Source organism: Leptospira harrisiae (assembly GCF_002811945.1).
Lineage (GTDB): Bacteria > Spirochaetota > Leptospiria > Leptospirales > Leptospiraceae > Leptospira_A > Leptospira_A harrisiae.
On the sequence record NZ_NPDX01000005.1, the window covers coordinates 205,506 to 218,559 of the forward strand.

Annotated in this window: 15 protein-coding genes; 3 read left to right on the top strand and 12 right to left on the bottom strand. The window is 37.7% G+C overall.

Annotated features, from left to right (window positions below; genetic code table 11):
* Positions 1–52: 52 nt before the first annotated feature.
* A complete protein-coding gene (locus CH364_RS15765; protein ID WP_100744695.1) occupies positions 53–655 on the bottom strand; it encodes a hypothetical protein in 603 nt (200 codons plus the stop codon).
* A gap of 612 nt (positions 656–1,267) precedes the next feature.
* Positions 1,268–1,984 carry an MIP/aquaporin family protein gene (locus CH364_RS15775; RefSeq protein ID WP_100743562.1) on the bottom strand — a complete coding sequence of 239 codons (717 nt, stop codon included), beginning with the start codon at positions 1,982–1,984 and terminating at the stop codon, positions 1,268–1,270.
* 133 nt (positions 1,985–2,117) lie between these two features.
* Between CH364_RS15775 and CH364_RS15780 the strand changes: the two genes are divergently transcribed.
* Entirely contained in the window at positions 2,118–3,410 is a 1,293-nt protein-coding gene (locus tag CH364_RS15780; RefSeq protein WP_100743561.1) for a malic enzyme-like NAD(P)-binding protein, read from the top strand.
* Positions 3,411–3,531: 121 nt separating this feature from the next.
* On the opposite strand, the gene CH364_RS15785 is transcribed toward CH364_RS15780, so the two are convergent.
* Positions 3,532–3,975: a DoxX family protein gene (locus CH364_RS15785; RefSeq protein WP_100743560.1), complete on the bottom strand. Its 444-nt coding sequence runs from the start codon at positions 3,973–3,975 to the stop codon at positions 3,532–3,534.
* A gap of 75 nt (positions 3,976–4,050) precedes the next feature.
* The gene (locus CH364_RS15790; RefSeq protein ID WP_243401326.1) at positions 4,051–4,950 is read right to left on the bottom strand and encodes an AraC family transcriptional regulator; all 900 of its coding nucleotides are present in this window, start codon (positions 4,948–4,950) and stop codon (positions 4,051–4,053) included.
* Between the two features lie 157 nt (positions 4,951–5,107).
* Here CH364_RS15790 and CH364_RS15795 point away from each other — a divergent pair, with 157 nt between their 5' ends.
* Positions 5,108–5,479 (top strand): phasin-related domain-containing protein, encoded by a 372-nt coding sequence (locus CH364_RS15795; RefSeq protein WP_100743559.1) that lies wholly within the window; start codon positions 5,108–5,110, stop codon positions 5,477–5,479.
* A 191-nt stretch (positions 5,480–5,670) separates the two neighbouring features.
* The gene (locus CH364_RS15800) at positions 5,671–6,507 is read left to right on the top strand and encodes an LBF_0142 family lipoprotein (RefSeq protein WP_100743558.1); all 837 of its coding nucleotides are present in this window, start codon (positions 5,671–5,673) and stop codon (positions 6,505–6,507) included.
* A 157-nt stretch (positions 6,508–6,664) separates the two neighbouring features.
* Here the strand turns inward: CH364_RS15800 and CH364_RS15805 are convergent, their stop codons facing one another.
* The 8 genes from CH364_RS15805 to CH364_RS15840 form a co-directional block, all read right to left on the bottom strand.
* Positions 6,665–7,261 (bottom strand): energy transducer TonB, encoded by a 597-nt coding sequence (locus tag CH364_RS15805; protein WP_100743557.1) that lies wholly within the window; start codon positions 7,259–7,261, stop codon positions 6,665–6,667.
* 1 nt (position 7,262) lies between these two features.
* Positions 7,263–7,685: an ExbD/TolR family protein gene (locus CH364_RS15810; protein WP_015677138.1), complete on the bottom strand. Its 423-nt coding sequence runs from the start codon at positions 7,683–7,685 to the stop codon at positions 7,263–7,265.
* 1 nt (position 7,686) lies between these two features.
* Positions 7,687–8,106: an ExbD/TolR family protein gene (locus CH364_RS15815; RefSeq protein ID WP_100743556.1), complete on the bottom strand. Its 420-nt coding sequence runs from the start codon at positions 8,104–8,106 to the stop codon at positions 7,687–7,689.
* A gap of 20 nt (positions 8,107–8,126) precedes the next feature.
* Positions 8,127–8,966, bottom strand: a complete 840-nt coding sequence (locus CH364_RS15820; protein WP_100743555.1) for a MotA/TolQ/ExbB proton channel family protein — start codon at positions 8,964–8,966, stop codon at positions 8,127–8,129.
* Between the two features lie 85 nt (positions 8,967–9,051).
* Positions 9,052–9,828: a cobalamin-binding protein gene (locus tag CH364_RS15825; protein WP_100787874.1), complete on the bottom strand. Its 777-nt coding sequence runs from the start codon at positions 9,826–9,828 to the stop codon at positions 9,052–9,054.
* Positions 9,829–9,831: 3 nt separating this feature from the next.
* On the bottom strand, positions 9,832–10,527 hold the full coding sequence (locus CH364_RS15830) for a potassium channel family protein (RefSeq protein ID WP_100743554.1): 696 nt from the start codon (positions 10,525–10,527) through the stop codon (positions 9,832–9,834).
* An 8-nt stretch (positions 10,528–10,535) separates the two neighbouring features.
* Positions 10,536–12,353, bottom strand: coding sequence for a TrkH family potassium uptake protein (locus CH364_RS15835; RefSeq protein WP_100743553.1), 1,818 nt, complete (start codon positions 12,351–12,353; stop codon positions 10,536–10,538).
* Entirely contained in the window at positions 12,350–13,036 is a 687-nt protein-coding gene (locus CH364_RS15840) for a hypothetical protein (protein ID WP_100743552.1), read from the bottom strand. Before CH364_RS15840 ends, CH364_RS15835 begins: the two co-directional genes overlap by 4 nt.
* Positions 13,037–13,054: the final 18 nt, after the last annotated feature.

The following is a 13,054-nucleotide window of genomic DNA, read 5'->3' on the forward strand; positions in this document are numbered from 1 at the left end:
GCTTCGAAAGATTCAAAGCCTTTGGCGAGTAGGAGTAATACTTTTTTTATATCTAGTCCGCTTCTTTCATTTTGATTTTTGTTTCAATATGAATGCTATTTAAGATAAGAAATGAATGCATTAAGATGTCTTTCCATTCTTCCTCTGGAAATTTAGGATGATAGATTAAGTTCATGGAAACTCTGTAGGTTTCATTGGTTTCTTTTATATAATAAAAAGCGTTAATCTTCGTTCCGAGAATTTCCCCAGGTCCCATTAGAATTTTTGTTTTTTCGGTTTTAAACGAAAGAAGTTCCACCCATTTGTTCACTTCATACGGCGGATTGCCAAAGTCAGCTGCCCTTGATTCTTCCACCAATGTATCAAAGGATTTGATTGATTCAGGTATGATTGATACTGCGATTAATAGCGAAAAACATTCTTTTTCTTGGGTGCAATCTGCTTTGAAAAAAGTAATTGGGAACTTATCTTTCAGATGGGTGGACTCAGAACGTTTTGCCACTTGGGGAATGAAAATGGACATAGCCTTCACTTTTTGTGCTTCAGTGGTAGAAAAATTGATTCCACGAAAGGTATCTATAGTTTCTGATTCTGTAGCGAAAATCGGGAGGAAGGCGAGAGAGAGTAGGATGAGGAGGATACATTTACTTTTCATGGTTTCCGATTGATTAATTTTCATATTGAATCTAATGAATATTCTAATTAACGAGTTAAGATTTGTGTTAATTTATTTAACTCGAAAATCAGCTGTTAGTAATTAACTTTCCAAGACCAATCTGGTCAATATTTTATCAGTTTAATTTCTAGTTATGGATTAATATTATATTTTAGAAAAATGAAATTTATTCAAAATTAGGTGGTAAAAATGAGAATGTTGATTGTTATAATGGGATTGAAAAATACAATTCAACCTAGAAAAGAATTATATAGAGGTTATTTATTTACTTTTTTTATTACATGAAATGAAAAAATTGAAATCCAAAATCCAAGAGATGGAATCCACAAGTAATAGAACTTAATATTTGAAAAGAGACTGATTATGTAGATTGGGTGAAGGAGTGATGTAAATAAAATAGTAATTTCTGGTGCAGGGTTGTGAACCTGTTTTTCATCGAACAATAAAAATGAAAAAACAGAGAGGATATAAAAAAAAACATAGATTAACAAGTTTGGATAAGACATTTTTTTAACGAATATGATCTCCCATAAGGTTAGATTCCTTCGACAGAAATAACAATCTTATGGGAGAAAAAACCCCTTACACCAGTTATCCTACCCCCCACCTGATCACGGCCGCTGCGATCGCCGCACCCACTAACGGGATCACAACGGGAAGCCATGCGTATTTCCAATTGGAATTTCCTTTATTAGGAATCGGTAATAACCAATGGGCAATCCTTGGACCTAAGTCACGTGCGGGGTTAATCGCATAACCTGTCGTTCCTCCCATGGAAAGTCCAATGGCCCAAACAAGGAGTCCTACAAACCCAGTGCCGACGACACCAGTGGCTCCACCGTTGAACGGAGAGAAGATGGCATGGATGCCTATGATTAAGAGAAAGGTTCCGAGTCCTTCACTGATGACATTGGAGAGAGTGTGATGGATGGCTGGTGATGTAGAGAATACAGCTAAAATGGTTCCAGAATCTTTGGTTTCTTTCCAATGGGGAAGGTAGTGCAAATAAACAAGAGTGGCTCCGAGGGCAGCGCCTGCGATTTGGGCAAAACAGTAAGGGAGAAAATTGGAAAAATCACCCGACTGGATGCAAACAGAAAGGGTCACAGCAGGATTCAAATGAGCACCAGGACTACCCAAGGCCTTTGCCACCAAAACTCCAAAACAAACGGCCAAAGCCCAAGCTGTGGTAATGGTGATCCATCCTCCATCTTTTGCTTTTGATTTTTCTAATAAAACACCCGCAACGACGCCATCACCCAGTAAAATAAGAACAGCAGTACCAAAAAATTCTCCGACGAGTTCCAAATTTGCCCCCTATGGCTTTTGTAAGGACTTTATCTAAAGGGACATAGAACTTCCATCAACCTTTTTTGAAAGGCCATCCCTCCAATTTATTCTAGGATTTTCCATTGAATCATAAATCGTGGGAAAATAGACCATGAAAAATAGCGCACTTGAGTATCACTCTAGGTTTCCGAAAGGAAAAACCAAAGTAGTTCCGACAAAACCAACGGAGAACAGTTACGACCTGTCCTTGGCCTACTCACCGGGAGTCGCTTACCCTTGCCTCGAAATTGAAAAACAACCTGATCTCGTTTATGAATACACAAACCGAGGAAATTTAGTCGGAATCATTACCAATGGAACTGCCATTTTAGGTCTTGGTAATATTGGAGCTTCCGCTGGAAAACCAGTCATGGAAGGAAAGGCAGTTTTATTCAAAAAATTTGCCGGCATTGATGTGTTTGATATTGAAATCAATGAAACCGATCCTGAAAAATTCATTACGATTGTTAAGGCCCTTGAACCAACGTTTGGTGGTATCAACTTGGAAGACATCCGTGCCCCAGAATGTTTCCATATCGAAAAAACTTTAGATGAAAGTATGAAAATTCCTGTGTTTCATGATGACCAACATGGAACTGCAATCATCTCTACTGCTGCCTTATTAAACTCATTAGAAATTACCGGTAAAAAAGCTGGTAATATCAAAGTTGTGATCAACGGAGCGGGAGCTGCTGCGATCTCGATTGCTGAGATGTTAACACATATCGGAGTCAAACATGAATCCATTTTTATGTTGGATTCTCGCGGTGTGATCAATCACAAACGAACTAATTTACATGAAACCAAGTTACCTTTTGTTCGTAACACCGAAGCAGAAACGTTAGCAGATATTTTTCCTGGAACGGATCTATTTATTGGAGTCTCTGTTGCCAATGTGGTGACTGAAGCCATGGTAAAAACGATGGCTGAGAAACCTATTATGTTTGCTCTTGCCAATCCCGATCCAGAAATTCCTTATCCAGATGCAAAACGTGCAAGACCTGACCTCATCATGGCAACCGGTCGCAGTGATTACCATAACCAAGTAAACAACGTACTTGGATTTCCATTTATCTTTCGCGGAGCTTTAGATGTTCGTGCAAAAGTTGTGAATATGGAAATGAAGTTAGCTGCCGCTTATGCGTTAAGCGAACTCACAAAACTTCCTGTCCCTATCGAAGTTTCTGAAGCTTACAACGAAAAGGAAATTCGATTTGGTGCTGATTATATCATTCCAAAACCTTTGGACGCAAGAGTTCTTTACCATGTGGCTCCGGCCGTGGCAGAAGCTGCTGTCAAAACAGGAGTGAATCAAGTAGAGTATCCTGGTCGCGAAGCTTATATAAAGTTTTTGGAATCCATCATGGCTCAACAACAAGAGCCCATCAGTGCTTTAGAAATCTAAATACAAATCATTTAAGAATCTGTGGTTTCGCTCGTTTGAAACTAAACAATCGAAAACTTTGTATTTAGATTCCTGTTACTTCCTTTGTTTCAAATTTTGTTTTAATTGGTTTTCAACAGTTTTATTTAATCTTCTCTGCGATCCAACTATCAACTGCTAATTGGCCACCGCCAGTGAACATCAAAATCACAGCAATTCCAATGGCTAAGATATGGTATTCAAATCCTTCGCCTGTTTGGTTGTTGAACCAGTTCATAAAAAAGCCGTTTTTTCTTACATAAATGGCTGCTCCGATCATGGTTAGTCCAATCCCGAGCGAAGAAAGCCTTGTGAAAAATCCGAAGATGAGTCCAAGTGCCCCGAAAGATTCGGCAACGATGACTAAAAATCCTATGGCATAGGGGATTCCTTCCGATTTAAAAAAATCCAAAGTGGCAGAAAACCCATACCCTCCAAACCAACCACATAACTTTTGTAATCCGTGAGGTAAAATCACAAAACCTAAAACCAATCTGAGTAAGGTAAAAAACCAACTTGATTCAGTGTAGAATAACTTTTCGAACATATCTAATTCCTTTTGTAAGTGTTGTTTGTATCTTACGGAAAAAGAGGTTTTTGGTAAATGGAGAGAATTTGATTTTTATGGTAGTTTTCGTTTTAGGCGTCTAAAATTTTCAGGTGAGTTGTTTGTGAGGTTTTTAAAGAATTTACTAAAATAAGAATTATCTTCGAACCCTAAAGTCAAAGCAATTTGGTTGATATTCAAATCAGAATGTAGTAACAGTCGTTTGATTTCCAAAACCAACCTTTCTTGGATGATTGCTTTTGCAGACTTCCCATATTGTTTTTGGCATAATTGGTTTAAATTTCCAGAGGAAGTTCCAATTTGTTTTGCATAATACGAAGTGGTTTTTTGGTCTTTAAAATGATTTTCTAATAAACGAAAAAAATCCCCTAACTTAGAATCAATGGTTATGTTACTTGTATATGAGGTATTAAATTCCTTCAAGGATTGTTGTAATACCAGCTGAATGAGAACATAGGTCATAGAAGAACTTGGTTTGGAATTCTTTTCTATGAGTAGTCTTTCAAAATCGTTAGTTAATTGTTTTGCCTCAGCGACCACGAGTTTTGAGTTTTCATTTCCCAATTGGAAAAAGGGAAAGTTTTGAAAACTGGTGACCTGCCCCCCATGTTCCGTAAGGTATTCGGGATAAATCTTCAATGCAAAACCATTTACTGGTTTGGTAAAAGTCCAAGAATGCACTTGGCCTGGTCTTAAGAAAAAAAGACTATTTTCAGTAATGGAATGTGAATGGAAGTCGATGGAGTGGATCCCTTCTCCTTCCGTAAAATAGAACAACGCAAAATAAGAATGTCTGTGAGAACTTTCAAAGTCCTGAAATTCGTTTGGCAATTCCTCCAGTCGTCCCACGTAAAAGTAAGGATTTTTGCCATCTTCATGAACATCTGTTAAGTGGACCATGGGAATGGTTTTGAATTCCGTTGGGATTTTGAATGGAGGATTCAGTGTTTTCAATTTTGGAACAATTCTATGGATATTAATCCTAAATCGGATTACGAAAAAAAAATCTAAAAATTTACAAAATGGGATAAAAAAGTTCTTGTAAGATTTTGTGCAACGCACATAACTGTGTTGTGCGTTGCACAATTAGTTGAAAACCAGGAGCTAAATTATGGAAAAACAAATCATGGACATTCTTAACGCAGGTATCGGACTTTTCCAATCAGGAAAAGAGGGTCTTGATAAGGCAAAAACTCAGTTGGAAACAACTTACAATGAATTAGTATCCAAAGGTGCTTTGGACAATACGGAAGATTCTGTAAAGATTCGCCAATCCGTTGATAAAATCCTAACAGACATTAAAGAATTCTCTAGTGTTGCTGGAAAAAACTACGACGAAACTCGTTCTAAAATCGTAGATAACTACAACAAAATTGCTGAAGAAATCAAAGCAAAAATGCCTGAAGGAAAAATTGAATCCGTAAAAGCAAAAATCAATGAAGTTGCGGAATCTATCAAAAAAACAGGTGCTGCAAAAGCATAAGTTTCTTTAAAGAAGAGAGGTCGGATTTCCGGCCTTTTCTCTTTTCTTTTCAGTTGTTTTGAGTCTTCATTTATCATTTTTCTCATTTGATTCTTTTAAAATTCTAAAACCTTTAATTCTTCGCTGACTCCAGTTTTACTGATTCACTTTCCCTATTGACAGAGGATCATTTTTACTTCAATCTGGAATCAATGTTTCGTTTCCATTTATCATTCATTTCTATTTTTTTATTTTGTATTTCATGTTCTTTGGCTGATTTACGACCACCCGCCTTACAAAAAGAAGGTTTAAATCCCGACCTAAAGAAAAAAGGATTATCAATCATTACAAATCCTCCTGTGAAAGAACTCACACCAGGCAATTGGAAAGATTACAAACAAATTCAATTTGTGATCAAAGATGTATGGCATTCTAAGTTTGTTCGATTTTTTACACCCATCAAGGATCCAGAACAAAGGCTTCGTGTGTACTTAGATTTTGAAAAAGATGCGATGGAAGTGGAGTTTCTTGGAGGAGAAAAAAAAGGACTGATCCTTGGCCTTGTCAAAAAAGATACCTACCAAATTGCTGCTGATACAGGAAAAGTTTTTACTGGCGATGATGAAGTCCGAGTTTATTTAGAGTCCCTTCGTTTGTATTTAACACTTCCATGGCGACTCACAGAATATCCTATCGTTCAATATTCAGGTCCCATTCAAAAGTTAGGCCAAGATTATGAAGTGGTTTATTTTACATCTGTCCAAGTCGGTGCTACTCCTGACACAGACCAATATGTTGGTTATTTTGAAAAAACAAGTGGTGCCTTAGAATGGATGGAGTTTACTTACCGAGAACTGTTTAGTTTTTACAAAGGTGTGATCAAATACGGATACTATGAAGTTTGGAACGACAAACAATACCCTAGACGAATTAGTATTTTAGACAAGTTTGAAGATTCTGATTTTGTTCACGAAATTCGAATCGAAAAAATGGAAATTCCTAAACAACCAATGGAAGAAGAAGATAAGGTATTGGAATTACCGGAGTAGCGAAAGGGATCGTAGCGGAAATCCTGCTTTGCAGATTGCAGCGGAGAGCCCGGTCCACCACCATTTGGGTGGTGGATTCGCCCAAACAAATATTTAAAAGTTGTATTTGGATACGGAAAGGTTCAACCACTACTAAAGAAATAGTAGTGGTGAATTTTTAATTTAAAGTAAATCGAATGGGAACAAGCACCTTAACGGTGATGGCTTTCCCTTCTAAAATGGATGGAGAAAATCGTTTTCTTCGATACACTTTGACGGCTTCTTCTTCGAGACCACCACCTAACTGCTTACCTACGGATCTAACTCGTAAGACTTCACCAGTGTTTCCGATGATGACTTCTAAAGTCATTGTTCCTGTGAGACCAAGTGCCTTTGCCTCAGAAGTATATTCGGGACGAACATTTGGTGAGAGGTCTACTGGAGAAGTGGCCCCAGAAACGATGGGATCAGAAGCTCCAGCAATCCTTGGGTCTTCTTTTTTCTCTTCCTTTTCTTTGTCGGTAAGATCAAAATCACCATCTGTTGGTTTGGAGTCGGTAGATGGTTCTTGGATTTGCACATTATCGATGAAAGCAACTTCTTCCACAAGGTCGTCCAAACTATCAGTTTCTAAATGAGGTGTGAACCAAAAGAGAATGATGATAGCCTGGAGGAAGGCAGAAATAGCGAGACCAGTCTCAATTCTGTATCTGTCAATGAACCGATGGATTCTTTCGCGTTTGGATCTTTTTTGTGTAACAACTGTTCCGTTCACGTTACTTTCCTTTTAACCCGCCACCTTGAGTGGTCTTGGTAACGAGAGAAACCTTTAAGGCTCCAATCTCTCGGAGAGTTTCGAAAACATTATCCAACTCTTCATAGGTTAGATCTTGATCAGCATGGATCAAAACTTTTAAGTCAGGTGTAGTGGAAATTTTAGCTCTGATTTCACTCATAGCTTCGTTAAGTTCCATCTTCACTGAGTTAAAATAGACAGTTCTCTTTTCATCAGCAGTTAGATAAAGATTGGCAATCTTTTTGTTTAACTGTTCTCCACCAGGAACATCTGGTAAATTGATGGGAAGGTCTGGATCCGAATCTAGTACGGAGGTTACCATAAAGAACACGAGAAGTAAGAAGGCAATGTCTGCCATCGAACTTACGGGAACTGAAGGTGCGACTCTCTTTCTTCGTAACATATTATTTCTTCTTTCTCACTGAGATTTTTTCAAATCCACGAAGTTGAACTGCTGATAAAGCATCCAACATCTTTGCATATTTGGTATCACCGGTTGTAACAATGAGTGCTAGTTTGTTTTTAAGATCCGGGATTTCCATTTGGTTTAGATCATCACGAAATTCTTTTAAACTAGAATATTCTTTGGTTCCGAATGCTGTGTTACGCATCTTGTATCGATCTTGTGTTACCAAAATTTCATATACATTTTTACGTAAAAAAGGCTGAGGTTCGGATTGTTTGCGAGGAAGGGAAATGTTGAGTCCTTCCTTTACAAAAAATACAGCAGTTACCATAAAAAATACCAAGAGCAGAAAAGCAATATCCGACATGGATGCTGCCGATATCTCCTCTAGTTCTTGTTTTTTCTTTAACTTAATCATGGTTAGTTACTTTCCGTCGCTTACGCTCTTTTACCGGCTTTTAGTTTTAAGTATTCTTTGTAGATTTTGTTAGCAGCTTCTTCTACTTCAGAAGTAAAGAATGCAACTCGGCCTTGTAAGTATTGGTAGAATGTCATTGCAGGAATCGCAACGATAAGACCAGCAGCAGTTGTGATAAGTGCTTCTTTGATACCACCAGCAACCACTTTTGCGTTTACTTGGTCTGCGTTTGCAATCGCATCAAATGCGTTGATCATACCAGAAACGGTTCCAAGGAATCCAACGAGTGGGGCAATGGTGGATACTGCAGAAAGAACTGTGAGTCCTTTTTCAAGAAGTGTCATGACTTCACCAGCTTCTCTTTCGATACCAGATGCAAAAATCTCTGGATCGTTTTGCGAAATTTCCATACCATTTTTTAATACGTCAGTAATTCTTTGTCCTTCATTTGCTTTTAAGAATTCTTCGACACCATTCATACCAGAAGCATCAATCGCATCTTGTAAGTCTTGGTTGTAACCTTTTCTTACGAGTTTTGCTGTGAAGAAAAAATACAATCTTTCTAGAATCACACCAAAGCCAACAATAGAAGAAAGTAGGAGTGGCCACATTGACCATCCACCAGTCACAAACAATTTTACGAGTCCGATTTCGGAATCTTGTTTTGGTGCTTCCGCAGGAGCTTCGGCTACGGGAGCCTGAGTTTCCGCTGGTGCTTCCGTTGTTTGTGTGGATTCAGTCGTTGGTGGAGCAGGTGTTGCTTGTGCTTCGATTTTTCCTGCAAGAGTAAAAATTGTGATAAGTAAGGTCACAAAAGACAAAGCGAATTTCTTCTTTGTCAGGTTACATGAAAAGTTCATGAATGTCTCCATATCTAATTGATATGTTTCAAATCTAGAATATCCTTGTTACATTTAGATTACAGGGGAATGACAAAGAAGGAAATTAGAGGGAGGAGAAGATCTCTTTCAGTTTGGGAATGCCTTCTAAAAACAAAGCAGGACCTGGTTGTAATATAATGCTTGGGTCTAGCTCAAAGATTTTATTGGATTTGATAAAGTTTGTGGATAACCATTCGGGTTTGTTCCGCACCCAGTCCCAGTCCATTGCCTTTCCACACCAAGAACCTATGTAAACATCGGGATTGGCATCCTTCACATCCGTAGCGGTAATGATTCGGTCTTTAGCAAGTTTACGATCTTTTAAGTGGGAAAAACAATCTTCGCCACCCGCTAGTGTGATTGCTTCGCTCACCCATTGGATTCCAGTGATAATGGGTTCATCCCATTCTTGAAAAAAAACTTTTGGTTTGTGGGTTTTGGATTCGTTTTCCTTTTCCCAAGAATGTATCTTACGTTTCCAATCATCGATCAGATTTTTTGCCTTTTCTGATTGGCCCACAAGGTTACCAAGCATTTGCATATTGGATAAAATTTCTGTTATCGATCTTTGGTTGAAGATTAGAACGTTTAACCCTCGTTCAATGAGATCTTTGGCAAGTTGGGATTGGATGTCAGAAAAACCAATGACGAGATCTGGTTCGAGAGCCGTGATTTTTTTTACGTTCCCACTGATAAAGGCAGAGACTTTGGTTTTTTCTTCTTTGGCTCTTGGTGGGCGTTCGGTATAAACAGAGATTCCTACGATTCGTTTTTCTTCTCCCAAGAGATACAACATCTCTGTGGGTTCTTCAGTGAGACAAATGATTCTTTCTGGGCCCATACTTTAAGTTTCCAAAAAACGAGCCAGATCGGATTGGGATCCAAAGAGAACAATCACATCATCTTCTTTGAGGATTGTATTTCCATGTGGGATTCCTAAAATTTTTTCTGATTTAGAATCGGATGCTCGTTTGGTTTCTTTATTGATCGTGGGGCGTTTGATGGTAATGACATTGATATTGTATTTATGACGTAAGTCAGCATCAGCGATGGTATGATTAATATAACGTTTTGGTACAGTGACTTCCACCACACTGTATTCATCAGAAAGTAAAAAACTAGAACGCATTCCGGAAAAAGATAATGTTTCGGCCATACTCCTTGCCGCTTTTTCTTCTGGATTAAACAAATCTTTGATTCCAAGAAGTTCCAAAACTTTCATTTGTAGTTCCGTTTGGTAACGAGCGTAAATATTTTTAACACCACATTTTTTTAAACTATCAGCACAAATAATGGATGTTTCAAAATCGTCGGCAAGTGCAATGACTGCATAATCCACATCAACAATTCCTTGAGAACGTAATGCATGTTCGTCAGTGGCATCCAAGGTAACAGCAATCGTTACATAATCTTTTATGGAATCAATGACCATGGGATCTTTATCAATTGCTATGACTTCATGCCCATCATCAAAAAGATAACGAACAAATAACTTTCCAAAACTTCCAATACCGATGACTGCTATTTTTTTTCTTTGCATACCAAACTTTAACCTACAACCACATATTCTTTTGGATATTCATACGAGATACGATCTACTTTTTTAGAGACTGCCACAAGCAGAGTTAAAATTCCCACTCTTCCAACAAACATAACCGTACAAATGATAATTTTACCGTAATCACTTAAATGTGGAGTGAGGCCACGAGTGAGACCGACTGTTCCAAAGGCAGAAACCACTTCATAACATAAATCGATAAAATTAGCATTTTCGGTGAGTAACAAACAAAAGATGGCAACAAAGATAACAAATAAAGAAAGAACAATCGTGGCGCTGGCTCTTGCAATCGAAGAATTAGCAATCGTTCGGTGGTCAATTTCCATTCTATCTTTCCCACGAATTTCATTGGTTATGTTTAATAAGGAGATGGCAAAGGTTGTGGTTTTGATTCCACCACCTGTAGATACAGGAGAGGCTCCCACCCACATCAAAAAAAATGAAATAAAAGTGATAGGAAATCCCATTTGGCTTAAATCTAAAGTATTAAATCCAGCGGTCCTTGTAGTGACCGAATAAAACAAAGAATGAAAGATTTGTTCGGATGTGGTTAAACCTTTTAAACTTGAATTCTGTTCTAAAAAATAATACGATACCCAACCGAATAACAGAAGGCAACCGGTCGTCCAAAATACTAATTTAGAGGTCACGGACCATCGAAACTTAAAATCAAAAGGATTGGAAAGTTTGGTTCTAATTTGGAATAAGACGGGAAATCCAAGTCCACCCAGAACAATCAGAAACATAATCACTGATAAAAATCCTTCGGATCTTTGGAAGGCTTCTGTAGCGAGTCCATTTGGTAACAAACTAAAACCTGCATTACAAAAAGCAGAAATGGAATGAAAGATGGAATAATAAATTTTTTCAGAGAGGGCGATCGGAAAGTTCTCTGGAAAACTATAAAATAATAAGATCGCTCCAATAGATTCAATGACAAGGGTTTGAATCGTGATTTGTTTTAAAATTTCTTTGGCCCGGCCCATCGTTTCTTCAGAAAGAAGGTCTTTGATCATCATCGTATCACTGACAGAAACTTTTCCGGCAAGGAAGATGGAAAAAAAACTGGTTAAGGTCATAAGTCCTAGCCCACCTACTTGGATGAGCAGCAATACAATCAATTGTCCAGTCAAAGTAAAACTAGAACTAATATCGACAGTCGAAAGTCCTGTCACACAAGTGGCGCTGATCGTTGTGAATAGAATATCAATAGAAGGAACACTTCCATTTGTCGATTTTGGAAAATGTAAAAAACAAACTCCGAGTAAAATGATAAATGCAAAAGAAGATACAAATACGATGGAAGGATTTAATTTTCGGGATTCATGGTTTCTGGAGAGCCGATAGAAATGGGCTAAATTGGAAAACAAAAACAAAATTTGGTTGGCTGATAAAAAGATAAGTGTAGTATCATCCCCGGAAATATGATAGGACTTCAAAATTGAAACTATATTTTTTTCATATATAAATTCTAGTCCTAACATCAGTAAAATGATGAGTTCTATTTTGTGAATGGAAACATATTCTTTCCAACGTTTGTTTGTAAAAATTAAATGAACAGATTCATAGAAAATAAAAAAGGATACTAAAGTTCGAATCGATAGAGTCACATACGCTTTCCAACTTTCTGGATAATAAAATCCAAAATCTAAAATTAAAATGGTAACTGACAAAAATCCAAAAAGAATATAGAAAGTTCTTCCCATCCAACGGAAGTGTTCTATATAAAACTTTCGAATTTCGAATCTTTGGATTTGTAAATAAATAAAAAATCGTGTTAGAAAAACGAAGTATCGTTTGAGTTTCAAGGGAAAACGTCAGCCACTTGTTTTTTCTTTTCTCGGTGTTCTTCCAATCTTTGTCTATCTGCATAAACATTTGCTCCAGAAAGACCAGTGGAGCCACCAATCATAATGATACTTCCAGCAATCGTTTTTTCAACGGCAAATACGGAAGCCACTGCTGCAGATGCTCCTAAAGCAAACGGGAAGGTTAAAAAGAAAATGATATAAGCCCTTCGAAATTTTGTTTCTTCGTAGACGGCATCTTCATCAAATTCTTCTTTTTGTTTTTTCTTTAATTCTTGTTTGACTCTACTTTTTTGTAATTGGTTTTGTAGGGCTTGTTCGTTGATTTCCCCGGTGAGTGGGTTGATTGGTAAATTTTGAGAACCAGTTAAATTATAAGGATTTGCTGCGGATTGGCTTGTGTTGGAAGTGGTTCTGGAATTCATTAAGGCACCAGCTCCCGGAATGGATTCAATCCCGCTGTATTGGGTTTTCACATTTTTAGGCGTTGCAAGAACTGGAGTTTCAAACTTGGGAGGAAGTGTCACATCCTGTAAAACATTGGATTCAGGATCGGATTTCGGAAGATTTCTTAGATCATAGTTATTTGTGTCATAAAAACCTTCTTTAGTTTGTCCAAAGAGAGGTCCCATTGCCAAAGAAAATACAATCATCGGCACAAATACTTGGGAAAAAATCCGCATACATTCCAGTTTACCTAA